Below are 17,594 nucleotides of genomic sequence, written 5' to 3' on the forward strand. Positions count from 1 at the left end.
GGAGTCCTCAGATTATGAACTTCAAGAAAATTTCCACACTCAGCGCCTTGGGCGCCGGTGCGGCAGCCCTCCTGGCGCCGGTCATATCCTTTGCGCAGGACGCTGCTGCCCCCGCAGCAGCAGCAGCAGCCGTTGCCGCCGTTCCGGACAAGGGCGACACTGCCTTCATGTTCCTGTCCACCATCCTGGTCCTCTTCATGGCCGTTCCGGGTCTTGGCCTGTTCTACGGCGGTCTCGTTCGCGCCAAGAACATGCTGTCGGTTCTGATGCAGTGCACGGTCATTGCCGCCACCGTCATGATTGCCTGGGTCGTCTACGGTTACTCCTTCGCCTTCGGTGGTTCTGAAAGCCCGTTCTTCGGCGGTTTCGCCAAGCTCTTCCTCGCGGGTGTGACCAAGGACACGACCGCTGCGACCTTCTCGCAGGGCGTCGTCATTCCGGAATACATCTTCGTGATGTTCCAGATGACCTTCGCGGCCATCACTCCGGCACTGATCATCGGCGCCTTCGCGGAACGTATCAAGTTCTCGGCTTCGGTTCTTTTCTGCCTGCTTTGGGTTACCTTCGTCTACTTCCCGATTGCCCACATGGTCTGGGATGCCAAGGGTTACCTCTTCGGTCTCGGCGCCCTTGACTTCGCTGGCGGCACGGTCGTTCACATCAATGCCGGTGTTGCCGGTCTTATTGGTGCGATCATGGTCGGCAAGCGTACGGGCTACGGCAAGGACATGATGGCTCCGCACTCCATGACGCTGACCTATGTTGGCGCTGCCATGCTGTGGGTCGGCTGGTTCGGCTTCAACGCCGGTTCCAACCTGGAAGCCTCCGGTGGTGCAATGCTTGCAACCGTCAACACCTTCATCGCCACCGCTGCCGCCATTCTCTCCTGGTGCGTGGTTGAAAGCTTCACGCGTGGCAAGGCTTCCATGCTGGGTGCTGCTTCGGGCATGATCGCTGGTCTCGTTGCCATCACGCCTGCTGCTGGTATCGTCGGCCCGATGGGCGCGATCGTCATGGGCGTGATCGTTTCGCCGCTCTGCTACTTCTTCGTCTCCGTGGTGAAGAACAAGTTCGGTTACGACGACACCGCGGACGTCTTCGGCGTTCACGGCATTGGCGGCATGTTCGGCGCTCTGGCGACCGGCATCTTCGCAAGCGCCTCGCTTGGCGGCGTCGGCTATGCCGGCGAGCAGACGATGGGTGGTCAGTTGATGGTTCAGATTCAGGCCGTCGTCATCACCATCCTGTGGACGGGTATCGGCTCTGCGATCCTCTACAAGATCGTCGACATCATCGTCGGTCTGCGTGTGCCGGTCGAAGCCGAACGCGAAGGTCTCGACCTCGCATCTCACGGCGAAGCCGCCTACCACAACTAAGATCGGTCGGTGCCGTTTACGCACTCGAACCTCATCATCGAAGCCCGGCGATCGTCTCGCCGGGCTTCTTTGTTTTCGGTGGGCTAGGCTTGGTAAACGAGTTTTCCCGTGGTTAATGCCGCATTAACCACCATGCCGCTATTTTGCCCTGTCATCCCTGCTTCGGTCACGAAGCTCCGGAAAAACTAAGGACGACAGGTTCAACATATGGGCAGAGTGAATTCTCCGACATTCGAGGGCCGCGACAATCGCTTCGTGCTGACGGCATTCGTCGTGCGACAGATCATGGCGCTGTGTGGTTTTGCTGTTCTGGCAGCCTTGGCGCTGGGCGTGACCGCACTTGCGACCTGGAACGTGGCCGATCCGAGTCTCTCCTACGCGACCTCCAACGAGCCCACCAATCTGCTCGGACATAGCGGCGCGATCTTCGCCGATATCATGATGCAGTTTCTCGGGCTGTCGTCGCTGATTGCCATGTTGCCCATCCTGTCCTGGGCCTTCGTCCTGATTTCCGGCCGCAAACTCACCCGCATGCCGACCCGCCTGATGGCCTGGATTGGGGGCGCCTTCATTGCCTCTGCCTCGCTTGGATGTTTCCCGGCACCGCAGACCTGGCCGCTGCCCAACGGCATTGGCGGCGTGATCGGCGACATGATCCTGCGCTTTCCAGCGCTGTTCCTCGGCGCCTATCCGACTGGAACTGCTGCGACCGTTCTGGGCGCAATCCTGGCTGTGCCTGCGGCTTGGCTGATGCTGGTCGCTTCAGGTCTTCTCGGCGCATTCGACCAGGATGCGGAGGAGCCCTTCGCGCCACAGGCTGCCGTCAACAGCAAGGCCCGCAAGGTTCAGGAGATCGAAGAGGATGATGAGGATGACGGCGAGGGTTTCCTCGCCAACTTCCTCGCTTTCGGCGCGCTGACCCATTACTGGTACACGACCCATGCCAGGCTTCGGCGAATCTTCGGTTTGAAGCCCAAGTCGCTCACCAACGAGTTCGAGCAGCCCTACGACTTCAACGACTACGAATTTGGCACGTTGAACGAGCCGTCACGACTGAAGACTGCGATCAACCGTCTGGAACGGGCAGAGCCTTCCTTCGAGGAACGGGCGGAAGCGCGTGCACGCCGACAGGCACCTTCCGTCAACGACGATCTCGACGAGCCGCCATTCGACGACGAAGAGAGCTTGCCGGACGGTGTTCTCTCCGGTGATGCGCCTTTTGCCCCGCGCCCGGCACCGGGAAGCCCGACGCGTATTACCGCACCACCATCGCGGCCGAAGCCGAGCGAGCGGGTTGCACGCGAAGCGCAAACCTCTTTCATTTCGCCAGATGGTTTCCAGGTTCCGTCGATCCATCTGCTGGCCGAGCCAAAGAATGTCGTCAAGGACAACACGCTGAACGCCGACGTTCTGGAGCAGAATGCCCGGCGGCTCGAAGGCGTGCTGGAAGACTTTGGCGTCAAGGGCGAGATCATCCATGTGCGTCCTGGCCCCGTCGTGACGCTTTATGAGCTTGAACCGGCGCCCGGCATCAAGTCGTCGCGCGTCATAGGTCTGGCGGACGATATCGCCCGCTCGATGAGCGCGATTGCCGCGCGCGTCGCCGTCGTTCCTGGCCGCAATGCCATCGGTATCGAGCTTCCCAACCGCACGCGCGAAACGGTGTTCCTGCGCGAGCTTGTCGGATCTCGCGATTTCGAAAGCAGCAAGGCCAAGCTGCCGATGGCACTCGGCAAGACAATTGGTGGCGAAGCTGTCATCGCCGATCTTGCCAAGATGCCGCATCTTCTCGTGGCCGGTACCACCGGCTCGGGTAAGTCGGTCGCGATCAACACCATGATCCTGTCGCTCGTCTATCGCATGACGCCAGAACAGTGCCGCCTGATCATGATCGACCCGAAGATGCTCGAACTGTCGATCTATGACGGCATTCCGCATCTGCTCTCGCCTGTCGTCACCGATCCCAAGAAGGCCGTCGTCGCACTGAAATGGACCGTGCGGGAGATGGAAGAGCGCTACAAGAAGATGTCGAAGATCGGTGTTCGTAACATCGATGGCTTCAACACCCGCGTTCAGCAGGCGCTGGACAAGGGCGAAGTCCTGACGAGAACCGTGCAGACCGGCTTTGACCGCCAGACCGGCGAAGCCATGTATGAGACGGAAGAATTCGATCTGAAGCCGCTGCCCTATATCGTCGTCATCATCGACGAAATGGCCGACCTGATGATGGTCGCCGGCAAGGATATCGAGGGTGCTGTGCAGCGTCTGGCGCAGATGGCGCGTGCCGCCGGCATTCATGTCATCATGGCAACGCAACGTCCGTCTGTCGACGTCATCACCGGCACGATCAAGGCGAACTTCCCGACGCGCATTTCCTTCCAGGTTACCTCCAAGATCGACAGCCGCACCATCCTTGGCGAACAGGGCGCAGAGCAGCTGCTTGGCATGGGTGATATGCTCTATATGGCAGGCGGCGGGCGCATCCAGCGCGTCCACGGTCCCTTCGTTTCGGATAATGAAGTGGAAGAGATCGTCTCCTACCTCAAGACCCAAGGCTCGCCCGATTATCTCGAAGCGGTCACCGAAGAGGATGAGGACGAGGATGGTGGCGGCCCTGCCGGCACCGGCAACATGGCAGAGTCCGACGACCCTTATGACCAGGCCGTCGCCGTCGTTCTGCGCGATGGCAAGGCCTCGACCTCCTACGTCCAGCGCAGGCTCGGCATCGGTTATAACCGCGCTGCGTCGCTGATCGAACGGATGGAGCAGGAAGGCATTATCGGCCCTGCAAACCACGCCGGAAAGCGCGAAATTCTCGTGCCGACGGAGAATGATTAAGCCACAATCGTCTAACGCTCGACCGGCAGTTGGTCTTTGATACCAGTTGCTTGCGTGCAGGTTCGATAGCCGCAACCAGGCGTGTGCTTTCAGCGTTATAGCCGTCGCTCCATGTCATGAAGCCGCCGTGTTTTTTCGGCACATGGGATGCGATGAAGGAGAACAGAATGAAGAATACCCGCTCGGTCGTTTCCGCTCAGCATCCCGGCCTTGAGAGCAGCATGACGCGGCGAGGCGTGATGACGCTGTTTTCGGCAGCGGCGGCCTCTGTGGCGCTCTCGCCCATTGCCGCCTTCGCGCAAGGGGCAGGAGACGGCGTGACGGCGCAGAAGATCGCCAACCACTTCTCGTCGGTCAAGACGATGATGGGCGAGTTCGTTCAGTTCGGTCCGCGCGGTGAACAGACAGGCGGCAAGTTCTATATTTCGCGTCCCGGCAAGCTTCGCTTCAACTACGAAGACCCGTCGCCCATGCGCGTAATCGCGGACGGCCGCAACGTCGTCATCGGCAACATGAAGCTGAAGACCTGGGACATCTATCCACTGTCCAAGACGCCGCTCAGCCTGCTTCTGGCCGACAAGATCGACCTCAGCAATCAGAAGGTTCGCAGCGTCAAGGAAGAGTCCGATCTGATCACCATCGTTCTCGGTGACAAGAGCATCTTCGGCGATTCGACGATCACCCTGATGTTCGATCCGAAAACCTTCGATCTGCGCCAGTGGACGACGACGGATGCGCAGAACAAGGACACGACCGTGATGATCTTCAACGTCCAGACGGGCGTGAACCTCGACGACAAGGTCTTCAACATCAACTACGAAGAGGTCCGCAAGCGCGGTTGACCTCCAGACAGCAGAAAGCGTTTCCAGTTTTCTGCCCTCTTGTTATAAGCCTGCCTCTACAGCATCGGCCCGATGCATAGTTCAGGGTAAAGCGTCGTTTGTGCGTCCAATAGGACGGACGGCGCTTTAGCTGCATAAGACGGAGCGTGAGGCATGACTTTCTCGATAACCACCTGGAACATCAACTCGGTGCGGCTGCGCATGCCGATCGTCGAGCAGTTTCTGGTGCGTTACAAGCCAGACGTTCTTTGCCTGCAGGAGACCAAGTGCCCGAATGGCGAGTTTCCCCTCAAGCCTCTGCGGGCGCTGGGCTATGAGCACATCATCATTCATGGACAGAAGGGCTATCACGGCGTTGCCATCGCCTCGAAGCTGCCGCTGACGGAAGATCACCGTCAGGATTACTGCAAGGTCGGGGACGCCCGCCATATCTCCGCTCTGGTGCAGGTCGGCAGTCGCCGCATCCGCCTTCATAACTTCTATGTTCCGGCAGGCGGCGACGAGCCGGACCGGTCGATCAATCCGAAATTCGGCCACAAGCTCGATTTCGTTGAGGAGATGAAGGTGCTGAGCGCCGACGCGACGCCTGGAGCGTCGTCGATCCTGGTTGGCGACCTCAACATAGCGCCGCTCGAAAACGACGTCTGGTCGCACAAGCAACTGCTGAAGATCGTCAGCCATACGCCTGTCGAGACAGAAGGTCTGCTGGAGGTCATGAAGCGCGGCAACTGGCTCGACCTGATGCGGCTCAACGTGCCGGAAACGGAAAAGATCTACACCTGGTGGAGCTACCGCGCCAAGGATTGGGAAGCTGCCAATCGTGGCCGCCGTCTGGACCATATCTGGTCATCGCAGGATCTTGGTTCCTCGCTCGATCGGATCGAAATCCTGAAGGAGGCGCGCGGCTGGAACAGGCCATCCGACCACGTTCCGGTGACTGCCCACTTCAAGTTCTAAGCATGTCGCGCAAAAGTGTGCAGCGGTTTTGGGATAACGACATGCGACAAAACAAGGACTTAAAGCGTAGGAAGCGAATCTAAAAGATCGCGACACGCTTTAATAGCAAAGCGGTTACATAAACCGGTTCTGCATTGCAGCCGCACTTGTGGCAAGTGCGGCGATGTTGCCACGGATGCGCTCGGACACGACTGCGGCAACATCCGGGAATTCCTCGATCATGCGATGGAAGAGGATACGGGTGATGCGGATGACTTCGGAATCTTCGCGCGCGACCGCAGTGAACTTGCGTTCGCAGAGCGTGAAGAGCGCCAGCTCGGAAAGAAGACAGCCGCTACCAACGGTGGCCTTCACCTCTCTTTTGCCGTCACGCTCTTCGGTCCAGAGATCGAAGCGTCCATTGCATATGACGAAGGCACATTCGGCGGGAGAGTACTGGCGAAACAGCATGTGCCCCGCGGCAATGCGCCGCCGCTCGGCACCGAAAGCGATCAGGCGCAGCTGATCTTCGCTGAAGCCCTGGAACAGCGGCACCTGCGCGAAAAGCTTGATATCGTCGTTCAACGCCATGGGCTGATCCACCTGGGAAATGCAAGTCGAATACCGCGCCGCTCATATTTGAAGAAGCGCGGTTCAACCCGTTTTCGACCAATGCGGACTCCAAGACAAGAGCGGATCAAGAAAATTGCCCTTTAAGCGCCTCGCGTCCAATCGGACGCAGCAAACAGCGCCCTTATGGGACGATCTTGTAGCCGCCGTTTTCGGTCACGAGAATTTCGGCGTTGGAGGGATCGCGCTCGATCTTCTGGCGAAGGCGATAGACGTGGGTTTCCAGCGTATGGGTGGTGACGCCGGAATTGTAGCCCCAGACCTCCTCCAGCAGAACGTCACGTGTGACGACGGCGCTGCCGGCGCGGTAAAGGTAGCGAATGATGGCCGCTTCCTTTTCCGTCAGACGGATCTTCTTTCCGTCTTCTGTCGTCAACAGCTTCTGGCTCGGCTTGAACTGGTAGGGACCGACGGTGAAGACCGCGTCTTCGCTCTGCTCATATTGGCGCAACTGCGCGCGGACGCGGGCAAGCAGCACTGCGAAGCGAAAGGGTTTCGTCACATAGTCGTTCGCGCCGGCCTCAAGACCAAGGATCGTGTCGGAATCCGTGTCGTGACCGGTCAGCATGATGATGGGAGACTTGAAGCCGTTCTTGCGCATCAGCTTCACCGCTTCGCGCCCGTCCATGTCCGGCAGACCCACATCCATGATCAAGAGATCGACCTGAGTAGATTTGACCGTCTGGATAGCAGCATTGGCGTTCGCACCCGTCAGAAGCGAGAACTCTTCATAGGGAGAAAGTTGTTCGGCAAGGGTGTCGCGCAGATCGTCGTCGTCATCAACTAGAAGCAATGTACGGGCCGTCATAGAGTACCTTCGCCTTTCTCTTTTAATTTTCAAACCAATTCAGCGGTTTGCGCGCTTCGCGTCAACCCTTGTGCAGCAATAACGGCGTGCTATGACGTTCGGGTGAAGCATCTTCAAAGCAAAATCTCGTGAAAAAGAGTGATGACCAGAAAGATTGAATTCCGAACGTTACCACCCAAGCTTCTCGTCCGCCCGTCACCATTGAACCCAAGTCGAGCGATCGTTCAGCTTGGTCATTTAACGTTTCAGGCTGCGATTGGTCGCAATGGACGCTCTGTTTTCAAGCGAGAAGGTGACGGCAAAACGCCGATCGCTCAGATGCCGCTGCTCTACGGCTTCATCCGGGGCGAACGCTTCCGCGCCGTCCAGACGAGTTTGACGTTGCGTCGCGCAGTGAAGTCGATGTTGTGGTGCGATGCGCCAAGCGATCCGAACTACAATCGGCTGGTCAGAGCGCCATTCAAGCCAAGCCACGAAGACCTCTGCCGGGAAGACGGGCTCTATGATGTCTGTCTGGTGCTCAACTGGAACGTCAGATCCAGGCAGCGCAATCGCGGCTCGGCCATCTTCATGCACATGATCCGCCCGGGCTACGAGCCGACCGCCGGCTGCGTTGCACTGCACCCCAGAGACATGCGCCGTCTTCTGCCCCATCTTCGCCCGGGACAGATTATTCAGGTTCTATAAGCGCTTGCGTGAAGAGTGATGTGCCGAGAGGTCCTCAACACAGAATGGCCATCTTTGCGAAAGAAACAAAAAACCCGCCACGAGGCGGGCGGGTTTTTTGACATTCTGTAGGTGAAAAGCCTTATGCGGCTTCTTCTTCCGGTGCATCGTCTTCTTCGACGGCCTTGCCGCGCTTGGGGCCCTTGTTGAGATTGACTTCAACGAGGCGAACAGCTTCGGTTTCGGACATCTTGTTCACGGCTGCGATTTCGCGAGCCATGCGATCGAGAGCTGCTTCGTAAAGCTGACGCTCGGAGTAGGACTGCTCAGGCTGGTTCTCGGCGCGATAGAGATCGCGAACCACTTCTGCGATGGCGATCAGATCGCCGGAATTGATCTTTGCGTCATATTCCTGCGCGCGACGCGACCACATGGTCCGCTTGACGCGCGCCTTGCCCTGAACAACCTTCAGCGCACGCTCGACGAAATCCCCTTCGGACAGCTTGCGCATGCCGATGCTGACAGCCTTGGCGACAGGCACCTTAAGGCGCATCTTGTCTTTCTCGAAATCGATGACGAAAAGTTCGAGCTTCATGCCCGCGACTTCCTGTTCTTCGATTGCCGAAATGGTACCGACACCGTGAGCGGGATAAACGATCGCTTCTCCGGTTTTAAAACCGTGGCGCGCTGGAGATTTCTTCTGCTGGGTCGTCATTCGTTTTTTAAACTCCCTGTTACATACACCCGGGGGTTTCCGGGGTCGGGTCGGTCAGGCCCGGATGAGACGGGGGCAAGCCGTCAGGTGACTCCGCACTGGTCCAGCCGAGCACGCAAAAAGAAACCATCTTGCAATCCGGGGATCGACAACACAAAAGTAGGATATGTCACGGAAACCGCGTGCAATTGATGACTTGCTTTCGAGGTGTTTTAGGGCACGATAGTGCCGCGCTGTGGATCAGTTTTTCCTGTCTACCACAAAAATAGGTGGAAATCAATAATTTGCTTGCACCGTGGCGACGGAGTCACAACCTGCTTTACTGAGGCGTTAACAGAATCACCCCGGTAAACGCCTGATTACCAGCGCTGATCCATCCCGAATCGATTAAATTCTTCGCGCCCCGCCAATTTGTCGATTGCCACTTAAACTATTCATAATTCCGCGCCAATATCCGATTCGAATTTGGGAAAAATCACGATTTTTCTCCCTTTTATCGCCGAAACGCGGATATTTTTGGAAGAAAGAAGGCAAAATGGGCTACCGGAACAACCCAAAACGCGACAAACAGCTCGAAAAAGCCAAAAAACTGGCAGAGGCCACCGGCAAGCCATTCCTCGATCCCAATACACTTTTTAGTCGTGCCAGCACAGACGACGTCGAGCACTATTCGCCTGAGATGTTGGCGCTGGCTGCAAGCCATGCTTTGAGCGAACTTTCCCATTGGAACGCTGATCACCCCTATATCGGCATCGCCCAGGTTGATGGGGTCGCGCCGCGTAACGTGCCGGTCTCCATCCTGACGATTGTAGGGCGCAACATGCCCTTCCTCTATGACTCCGTCATGGGCGAGGTGACCAGCAGCTATCGCAGCCTCTACCTTGCGGTTCACCCCATCATGGTGGCGGATGCAAAAGCGACCGGCGGCTACAGGCTGGCCGATCCGGAAACAGACGCGCCGCAAGACAATATCAGCCTTATCCAGCTGCATATCGCGCCTGTCGCGCCGCAGGCGGCCGAGGCGCTGAAGGAGCGGCTTCGTTTTGTTCTCGCCCAGGTCCAGTCCGCTTATAGTGACTGGAAGCCGATGCTTGCCAAGCTCGATGAGGCGCTGAACGAGTTGAAAGAGCGCGGATCGTCGCGCCGCAAGGCTGACCGAACAGAGGCCGCCGAGTTTCTCGAATGGCTGCGCAAGGACAATTTCACCTTCCTCGGCATGCGCGACTACAGCTATTCCGGCAAGGGAAGCTCCGCCAAGATCGAGCGCGGCGATGGCGTCGGTCTCGGGATGTTGAGCGATCCGGATGTGCGGGTGCTCAGGCTTGGCAAGGATGCGGTGATGACGACGCCGGAAATTCTGGCGTTTCTGGATGGTCCGGACTTCCTCATCGTCACCAAGGCCAACGTCAAATCGCTTGTCCATCGCCGCGCGTATATGGATTATATCGGCATCAAGCGCTTCGATACCGATGGCAATGTCGTTGGCGAGTTGCGCATCGTCGGTCTCTTCACCGCCACGGCCTATACCCGATCGGTCCATGAAATCCCGCTTCTGCGCGCCAAGGCCTTGGAGGTCGAAGAGCATTTCGGCTTTGACCCAAACAGCCACTCGGGACGCATTCTGCACAATACGCTCGAAGCCTATCCGCGCGACGATCTTTTCCAGATCGAAACCGATCTTCTGGTGCGCTACACCGAGCAGATCATGGAGCTTGCCGACCGCCCGCGGGTGAGGGTGCTTGCCCGTATCGATCGTTTCGACCGCTTCGTCTCCGTCATCATCTATGTGCCGCGCGAGGAGTATAATTCCTATGTGCGCGAGAAGATCGGCGATTATCTCGCCCACGTCTATGATGGCCACATCTCGGCTTATTACCCCGCTTTTCCGGAAGGCGCACTTGCCCGCGTCCACTTCATCGTCGGGCGCAGCAATGGCAAGACGCCGCGCATCGCGCAGGACAGACTGGAAGATGCCGTCAGCGACATCGCTGCGCGCTGGATCGATCATTTCACCGCGCTTTCAGAGCCTGGCGCTCCGCTTCTCGATGTCGATCAGGCCTATCAGGAAGCCTTTACGCCGGAAGAGGCGATCGGCGACATGCCCGATATCGTCGCAACCGCCAAGGGCGAGCCGGTCCGCATCGAGTTTTACCGGACAGCTGAGCAGGCGGAGAATATTCTCTCGCTGAAGATCTTCCACCGGGACGGCCATCTGCCGCTGTCGCGCCGCGTGCCGCTTCTGGAAAATCTCGGCTTCAGCGTCATCAGCGAACGGACGTTCGACATTGGTGTGGTCTCCGGTGAAAACAGCGATCTCATCGTCCTTCACGACATGGAGCTTCGGGTCCAGCCAGGCGTCACGCTCGATCTCGCCATCATCGGGCCAAGGCTTGAAGAGGCGTTTCTCGCCGCTTTCAATGGCACTGTCGACAATGACAATTTCAACCGGCTGATCGTTGCCGCCGGACTGACGGTGCGCGAGGTTTCCGTGCTTCGCGCCTATGCGCGCTATCTGCGCCAGACGGGCATCGTCTACTCGCAGGAGCATATTTCCGAAACACTGTTCAAATACCCGGTGATCGCACGCAGAATTTTCGATCTTTTCGCCCATGGCTTCGATCCGAAGCTTGGCGAGAAACCGCGCCTGCGGAAGCTCTCCGATCTGCACAAGGCGATCGAGGCCGATCTTTCCGGCGTACCCAATCTCGATGAGGACCGCACACTTCGCCGTTACGTCAACGCCGTCGATTCCACGCTGCGCACCAACTATTTCCAGCGCAACGAGGACGGTTCGCCGAAGGCGATGCTGGCCTTCAAATTCGATCCGAAGCTTCTCGATGGCCTTCCCGATCCGCGTCCCTTCCGCGAAATATTCGTCTACGGAACGGAAGTGGAAGGCGTCCATCTGCGCTTCGGAAAGGTGGCGCGCGGCGGGCTTCGCTGGTCGGATCGCGGCCAGGATTATCGCACCGAAGTGCTCGGCCTCGTCAAAGCCCAGCAGGTGAAGAACGCGGTCATCGTACCGGTCGGTGCCAAGGGTGGCTTCTATCCGAAGATGCTGCCCGTCGGTGGCAACCGCGATGAGATCTTCAATGCCGGCAAGGAGGCTTACAAGACCTATATCCGCACGCTGCTTTCCATCACCGACAATATCGTTGGCGATGATATTATTGCGCCCGCGGATACCATGCGTCTGGATGGCGACGACCCCTATTTCGTCGTCGCGGCCGATAAGGGAACGGCAACCTTCTCCGATACCGCCAACGGACTAGCCCGTGAGGCGGGCTTCTGGCTCGACGATGCTTTTGCCTCTGGTGGCTCTGCCGGTTACGACCACAAGAAAATGGGCATCACCGCCCGAGGCGCCTGGGAAACCGTGAAGCGCCACTTCCGGGAAATGGATACCGATATACAGACGACGCCATTCAAGGTCGTCGGTGTGGGTGACATGTCCGGCGACGTCTTCGGCAATGGCATGCTGCTATCGGAAAAGATCGAACTGATCGCGGCCTTCGATCACCGCGATATCTTCATCGATCCGACGCCGGACACCGCCCTTTCTTTCGCTGAGAGAAAGCGTCTCTTCGAACTGCCGCGTTCCAGCTGGCAGGATTACGACCACTCGACACTCTCCAAGGGCGCGATGATCATCTCGCGTGCGGAGAAATCCGTGACCCTGACGGCGGAAGCCGCTGCCGCAATCGGCATCGACAAGACGGTGGCAACACCCTTCGAGATCATGACGGCGATCCTCAAAGCCCCCGCCGATCTCCTGTGGTTCGGCGGTATCGGCACCTATGTGAAGGCTGCGGTGGAAACCAACGCCGAGGTGGGGGATCGTGCCAACGATCCGATCCGCATCAACGCCACGGAAGTGCGCGCCAAGGTGATCGGCGAGGGGGCCAATCTTGGCATCACCCAGAAGGGCCGTATTGCCTATGCGCTCTCCGGCGGGCGCTGCAACTCGGATGCCATCGACAATTCCGCCGGCGTCAATTCCTCGGACGTCGAGGTCAATATCAAGATTGCGCTGGCATCCGCTGTGAATGACGGTCGCCTGACATTGCCGAAGCGCAATCAGTTGCTGGCCTCCATGACATCGGAAGTGGCGCAACTGGTGCTGCGCAACAATTACCTCCAGTCTTTGGCAATCTCGCTTGTCGAGCGCAGGGGGACCGGCAACCGCGAAGAGTTGGGCCGCCTGATGGCAGCACTGGAATCCTCCGGCCAGTTGAACCGCAAGGTGGAGACCCTGCCGAACGATGGGGAGTTCAACGAACGCTATGCCGCAGGCAAGGCGTTGACCCGGCCCGAAATCGGCGTCCTGCTGTCCTATGCGAAGCTGACGCTGTTCGACACGCTGGTGGCCAGCACCCTGCCGGATGAGCCCTATCTGCAGCATCTGCTGACGGATTACTTCCCGAGCAAGATGCAGAAGACTTATGCGGGGGATATTGCAAGCCATCGCCTTCACCGCGAAATCGTCGCCACGGCGCTGGCCAATCAGGTCGTCAATCGCGGCGGTCCGGGCTTCGTGCAGAAACTGGTCGACGCGAGCGGTCTCCTTGCTCCAGCCGTCGTCAAGGCAGCGATGATCGTCGAGGATGGTTTCGGCTTGAAGCGGCTTTGGAGCGAGATCGATGCGCTCGACGGGCAGATTTCCGGCGAGGTGCAGAACGATCTCTATGCCAGGATCATGCAGATCTTCGGCGATGCGACGCGGCTCTATCTTCAGACGGCAGGTACCATCACCGGCGCCATGCAGGATGAGATCGAGCGGTTGAAAAGCGCAATCAAGACGCTTTCTCCGGCAGCGGCCAAGTATCAGGAAGAGATCGGTCTTCCTGAGATCGACGGCGTTTCTCACGCGCTGATCAAGGAACTGGAGACGTTGCGCCTGCTGGTCTATGTGCCGGAAATCATGCTGATTGCCGATCAGGCCGGCACGACATTGGCGCGTGCGGCGGAAAGCTATGCGGCCGTCTCCACCACCTTCCGCGTCGCACGGCTTCTCGATGCCAGCCAGCGGGTCAGCCCGGCTGATCATTATGAAAGCCTCGCGCTGCTGCGCAGCCAGGACCAGATCGCCTCGTCCCGTCGCCGCATCGTGGTGTCGGCGCTGACCGACTACGCGAAAGAGAAGAACCCGGTGCAGGCCTGGTATGCAGCCGACCGTGTGCGCGTCAATCGCATCGTGTCCGAACTTGCTGCACTCAGCGATAGTGGCGAGACGAATCTGGCGCGCCTCACCGTTGCCGCCGGTCTGCTTTCGGATATAGTCCAGACCAGAAGCGTCTAAGGTTCAACAGCGAAATGACCCGGCTGTAAAAGCCGGGTCGCCTGCATGCGGAAAGGCAATCCATTGAGTTCTTCTTTCCGTGTGACAGAATCGGTCGAGCCCAAGGCCGATGCGCCAAAAACGGACGCTAAGGGGATCTGGGGTTGGATGCTGTTCGATTGGGCAGCGCAACCCTTCTTCACCGTCGTCACGACCTTCATCTTCGGGCCTTACTTCGTCGCCCGACTGACGGATGATCCCGTCTCGGCGCAGACGCTCTGGAGCAATGTCGCGACCATCTCGTCCGTTGTCATCGCGATCTTCTCCCCGATCCTTGGATCGATTGCCGATCAGTCCGGGTCGCGAAAGCCCTGGATCGCGTTTTTTGCCGTCATCAAGATCGCCTGTCTTGCGATGTTGTGGTTTGCCGCGCCGGGATCACCGGTGCTGTGGCCGGCCCTCTTCATGATCTTCGCCTCGATTGCGGCCGAGTTCTCCATCGTCTTCAACGATTCCATGATGCCGCGTCTGACGACACCTGAAAATGTCGGGCGGATTTCCAATACCGCCTGGGGGCTTGGTTATCTTGGCGGCATGATCGTACTGATCTTCATCGTGCTGTTCATGGCAGCCAGCCCACAGACGGGCCTTACCATCATCGGCCTGCCGCCGCTTTTCGGTCTGGACCCGGCAACGGGAGAGGATGCCCGCATCACCGGACCGATCGCCGCGATATGGTACTTCATCTTTATCCTGCCGATGTTCTTCTTCACGCCGGATGTGAAGAAGGGGCTGCCGCTTGGGCGGGCTGTGCGCTCGGGCCTGTCGGAGTTGAAATCGACGCTAAGGGAGCTGCGTCATCGCCCGCTCATCACGCGTTTCCTGATTGCGCGCATGCTCTATCAGGATGGCGTAAACGGGCTGCTCATCCTGGGTGGTGCGTTCGCCGCCGGCATGTTCGGCTGGGCGACAATGGAGATCGGCATTTACGGCATCATTCTCAACATCGTTGCCATAGGCGGCTGCTTTGCTGCCGGCCGGCTCGATCAGCGGCTCGGCTCGCGCACGATGATCATCATCAGTCTCGTGCTTTTGCTTCTCGCGACGCTCGGCATCATCTCGACGGAAAAGACATCGACGCTCTTCGGGTTGCTGCAATTCTCGACCGAGGAAACCCACGGTCTCTTCAGTAGCGGAGCGGAAAAGGCCTATATCGTCTACGGCGTGCTGATCGGTCTTGCCTTCGGCCCGGTGCAGGCCTCGTCACGCTCCTATCTGGCGCGCAACGTCACGATTGCCGAAGCGGGACGCTATTTCGGCATCTATGCGCTCTCCGGTCGCGCCACCAGCTTCATGGCAACGCTGATGTTCTCCATCGCAACCTATGCGACCGGCTCCGCCCATATCGGTATGGCGACACTGATCCTCTTTCTGGGAGCTGGATTGATCCTGCTGCTCCGAGTCCCTAAGACCCTATAGCTGGTCGAGCTTGGTCTGAAGGTTGCGCAGTTGCGCCTTCAGCTCGTCGATCTCCGAGGCGTCGGGCTTGCGCTGCTCCTTCGGCGTCGATGCGGGGGCGGCAAAGGGCGTGAACATCTGCATTGTCTGCTTGAAGAGTTCGGTATTGCGCTTGATCTGCTCTTCCATCAGCTGGAAAGGTGCGGAGAAGTTCTTGGTCAGCGACGGGTCGCCGAAAGCCTTGCTCATATGCTCCTGCATATGGCTCTGCTGTTCGGAGAAGGTCTTCATCGAGTGCTCGAGAAAGGTCGGCACGACCATCTGCATCTGGTCGCCGTAATAGGAGATCAACTGTCGAAGGAAGGCGGTTGGCAGAAGCGTGTTGCCGGTCTTGGCTTCCTGCTCGACGATGATCTGCGTCAGAACGGCATGGGTGATGTCTTCCGATGTCTTTGCGTCCTGAACCTTGAATTCTTCGCCGCGCTTGACCATCTTCGCCAGGTCTTCCAGCGTCACATAGGTGCTGGTCCCAGTGTTATAAAGCCGCCTGTTGGCATATTTCTTGATAATGGTCTCGCCGCCATTTCTTCCCATCCTCGCCTCCTCGCGATGCCGGTCTTTCTTGTTTTCTTGGTGTTTTTGCTCTTCCCATTCAAAAGAGTATGCTGAAACAAAGGCGTCTGACAAATGGTTTGTGCGATGCAGCAGTCACTTTCTTGCGCAGCAATCTTGCAGCATGCGGGTGCTGCGGTGCGGGGTTCTTTCAAATCCTTTTGGCCAAATTGACTTGCGCCCCAAGCTTTGACAGTCTCGCGCCAAAATTCGGGAGAAACATCCATGCCTTCATCCTCCATCGTGATCGCGAGTGCCGCACGCACGCCGGTCGGTTCGTTCAACGGCAGCTTTGCCAATACGCCGGCGCACGAACTTGGCGCATCCGTTCTCACTGCGGTTCTGGAACGGGCAGGCGTTGCCGCAGCCGATGTCGATGAGGCGATCCTGGGACAAGTGCTGACTGCCGGCGAGGGGCAGAACCCGGCGCGCCAGGCCGCAATGAAGGCCGGCGTTCCGCAGGAAGCAACCGCCTTCGGCATCAACCAGCTTTGCGGTTCCGGCCTGCGCGCCGTTGCACTGGGCGCCCAACAGATCGCCCTTGGCGATGCATCCATCATCGTCGCGGGCGGGCAGGAATCCATGTCGATGGCTCCCCACGCGGCGCATTTGCGCGGCGGCGTGAAGATGGGTGATTTCAAGATGGTCGATACCATGTTGAAGGACGGCTTGATCGATGCCTTCCACAGCTATCACATGGGCATCACCGCAGAGAATATTGCCCGCCAGTGGCAATTGTCCCGAGAGGAGCAGGACGAATATGCGGTCCGTTCGCAAAACCGCGCCGAGGCGGCACAGACGGCGGGACGCTTTGAGGATGAGATCGCGCCCTTCATCATCAAGGGCCGCAAGGGCGATGTGACGATCGCCGCCGATGAATATATCCGGGCCGGCGCATCGCTGGAGGCGCTGACCAAGCTTCGCCCCGCCTTCGACAAGGAGGGCAGTGTCACGGCTGGCAACGCCTCCGGCCTTAACGACGGTGCCGCCGCCGTGTTGCTGATGACGGAAGAAGAGGCCGCAAGGCGCAATATCCAGCCTTTGGCGCGCATCGCCTCCTGGGCAACGGCCGGTGTCGATCCGCAGATCATGGGAACCGGTCCGATCCCTGCCTCGCGCAAGGCGCTGGCAAAGGCCGGCTGGTCGGTCGGTGATCTCGATCTCGTCGAGGCCAATGAGGCCTTTGCCGCGCAATCCTGCGCCGTGGTTCGCGATCTCGGTCTCGACCCAGAGATCGTCAACGTCAATGGCGGTGCGATTGCGATCGGCCACCCGATCGGCGCATCCGGTGCACGTGTGCTGAACACGCTCGTTTTCGAGATGAGACGGCGACAGGCCCGCAAGGGTCTGGTGACGCTTTGCATCGGCGGCGGCATGGGCATCGCCATGTGCCTCGAAGGGCTGTGATCGGCCCAAATCATTGAAATGCCACGTT

At 58.7% G+C, this 17,594-nt stretch carries 12 protein-coding genes; 8 read left to right on the forward strand and 4 right to left on the reverse strand.

The features are described 5' to 3' along the window. The first annotated feature begins 14 nt into the window (after positions 1 to 14). The 4 genes from AC07U5_RS01460 (at position 15) to AC07U5_RS01475 (ending at position 6,013) form a co-directional block, all read left to right on the forward strand. Positions 15 to 1,376, forward strand: a complete 1,362-nt coding sequence (locus AC07U5_RS01460; protein ID WP_494722103.1) for an ammonium transporter — start codon at positions 15 to 17, stop codon at positions 1,374 to 1,376. 207 nt (positions 1,377 to 1,583) lie between these two features. Beyond that, on the forward strand, positions 1,584 to 4,214 hold the full coding sequence (locus AC07U5_RS01465) for a DNA translocase FtsK (protein ID WP_494722104.1): 2,631 nt from the start codon (positions 1,584 to 1,586) through the stop codon (positions 4,212 to 4,214). A gap of 116 nt (positions 4,215 to 4,330) precedes the next feature. Continuing rightward, entirely contained in the window at positions 4,331 to 5,056 is a 726-nt protein-coding gene (locus AC07U5_RS01470; RefSeq protein WP_162739587.1) for an outer membrane lipoprotein carrier protein LolA, read from the forward strand. 153 nt (positions 5,057 to 5,209) lie between these two features. After that, the gene (locus AC07U5_RS01475) at positions 5,210 to 6,013 is read left to right on the forward strand and encodes an exodeoxyribonuclease III (protein ID WP_494722105.1); all 804 of its coding nucleotides are present in this window, start codon (positions 5,210 to 5,212) and stop codon (positions 6,011 to 6,013) included. A 114-nt stretch (positions 6,014 to 6,127) separates the two neighbouring features. Here the strand turns inward: AC07U5_RS01475 and AC07U5_RS01480 are convergent, their stop codons facing one another. Together AC07U5_RS01480 and AC07U5_RS01485 are read right to left on the reverse strand one after the other, a co-directional pair. Then, complete coding sequence (locus AC07U5_RS01480) at positions 6,128 to 6,583, reverse strand: cyclic nucleotide-binding domain-containing protein (RefSeq protein WP_062597437.1); 456 nt, start codon at positions 6,581 to 6,583, stop codon at positions 6,128 to 6,130. A 163-nt stretch (positions 6,584 to 6,746) separates the two neighbouring features. Beyond that, entirely contained in the window at positions 6,747 to 7,430 is a 684-nt protein-coding gene (locus AC07U5_RS01485) for a response regulator transcription factor (protein ID WP_062424741.1), read from the reverse strand. A gap of 141 nt (positions 7,431 to 7,571) precedes the next feature. Here AC07U5_RS01485 and AC07U5_RS01490 point away from each other — a divergent pair, with 141 nt between their 5' ends. Continuing rightward, positions 7,572 to 8,117, forward strand: coding sequence for a L,D-transpeptidase family protein (locus AC07U5_RS01490; protein WP_116494267.1), 546 nt, complete (start codon positions 7,572 to 7,574; stop codon positions 8,115 to 8,117). Positions 8,118 to 8,238: 121 nt separating this feature from the next. Here the strand turns inward: AC07U5_RS01490 and AC07U5_RS01495 are convergent, their stop codons facing one another. After that, complete coding sequence (locus tag AC07U5_RS01495; protein ID WP_027673546.1) at positions 8,239 to 8,811, reverse strand: CarD family transcriptional regulator; 573 nt, start codon at positions 8,809 to 8,811, stop codon at positions 8,239 to 8,241. 535 nt (positions 8,812 to 9,346) lie between these two features. Here AC07U5_RS01495 and AC07U5_RS01500 point away from each other — a divergent pair. Beyond that, a complete protein-coding gene (locus AC07U5_RS01500; protein ID WP_494722106.1) occupies positions 9,347 to 14,110 on the forward strand; it encodes an NAD-glutamate dehydrogenase in 4,764 nt (1,587 codons plus the stop codon). Positions 14,111 to 14,257: 147 nt separating this feature from the next. Continuing rightward, positions 14,258 to 15,568, forward strand: coding sequence for an MFS transporter (locus tag AC07U5_RS01505; RefSeq protein WP_494723239.1), 1,311 nt, complete (start codon positions 14,258 to 14,260; stop codon positions 15,566 to 15,568). Here the strand turns inward: AC07U5_RS01505 and phaR are convergent. Beyond that, positions 15,563 to 16,141 carry a polyhydroxyalkanoate synthesis repressor PhaR gene (gene phaR / locus AC07U5_RS01510; RefSeq protein ID WP_494722107.1) on the reverse strand — a complete coding sequence of 193 codons (579 nt, stop codon included), beginning with the start codon at positions 16,139 to 16,141 and terminating at the stop codon, positions 15,563 to 15,565. The two genes, AC07U5_RS01505 and phaR, sit on opposite strands and share 6 nt — an antisense overlap. 243 nt (positions 16,142 to 16,384) lie before the next feature. Between phaR and AC07U5_RS01515 the strand changes: the two genes are divergently transcribed. Next, positions 16,385 to 17,566, forward strand: a complete 1,182-nt coding sequence (locus AC07U5_RS01515; RefSeq protein WP_494722108.1) for an acetyl-CoA C-acetyltransferase — start codon at positions 16,385 to 16,387, stop codon at positions 17,564 to 17,566. Positions 17,567 to 17,594 lie beyond the last annotated feature (28 nt).

The organism is Agrobacterium sp. GW821-FHT02D03, assembly GCF_059421725.1.

What these genes read in the sequence shown, in the direction of transcription:
- AC07U5_RS01515 (WP_494722108.1), top strand. Translation starts at nt 16,385, where the DNA reads ATGCCTTCATCCTCCATCGTGATCGCGAGTGCCGCACGCACGCCGGTC.
- AC07U5_RS01500 (WP_494722106.1), top strand. Translation starts at nt 9,347, where the DNA reads ATGGGCTACCGGAACAACCCAAAACGCGACAAACAGCTCGAAAAAGCC.
- AC07U5_RS01475 (WP_494722105.1), top strand. Translation starts at nt 5,210, where the DNA reads ATGACTTTCTCGATAACCACCTGGAACATCAACTCGGTGCGGCTGCGC.
- AC07U5_RS01465 (WP_494722104.1), top strand. Translation starts at nt 1,584, where the DNA reads ATGGGCAGAGTGAATTCTCCGACATTCGAGGGCCGCGACAATCGCTTC.
- AC07U5_RS01460 (WP_494722103.1), top strand. Translation starts at nt 15, where the DNA reads ATGAACTTCAAGAAAATTTCCACACTCAGCGCCTTGGGCGCCGGTGCG.
- AC07U5_RS01480 (WP_062597437.1), bottom strand. Translation starts at nt 6,583, where the DNA reads ATGGCGTTGAACGACGATATCAAGCTTTTCGCGCAGGTGCCGCTGTTC.
- AC07U5_RS01495 (WP_027673546.1), bottom strand. Translation starts at nt 8,811, where the DNA reads ATGACGACCCAGCAGAAGAAATCTCCAGCGCGCCACGGTTTTAAAACC.
- AC07U5_RS01485 (WP_062424741.1), bottom strand. Translation starts at nt 7,430, where the DNA reads ATGACGGCCCGTACATTGCTTCTAGTTGATGACGACGACGATCTGCGC.
- AC07U5_RS01490 (WP_116494267.1), top strand. Translation starts at nt 7,572, where the DNA reads ATGACCAGAAAGATTGAATTCCGAACGTTACCACCCAAGCTTCTCGTC.
- AC07U5_RS01505 (WP_494723239.1), top strand. Translation starts at nt 14,258, where the DNA reads ATGCTGTTCGATTGGGCAGCGCAACCCTTCTTCACCGTCGTCACGACC.
- AC07U5_RS01470 (WP_162739587.1), top strand. Translation starts at nt 4,331, where the DNA reads ATGAAGCCGCCGTGTTTTTTCGGCACATGGGATGCGATGAAGGAGAAC.
- phaR (WP_494722107.1), bottom strand. Translation starts at nt 16,141, where the DNA reads ATGGGAAGAAATGGCGGCGAGACCATTATCAAGAAATATGCCAACAGG.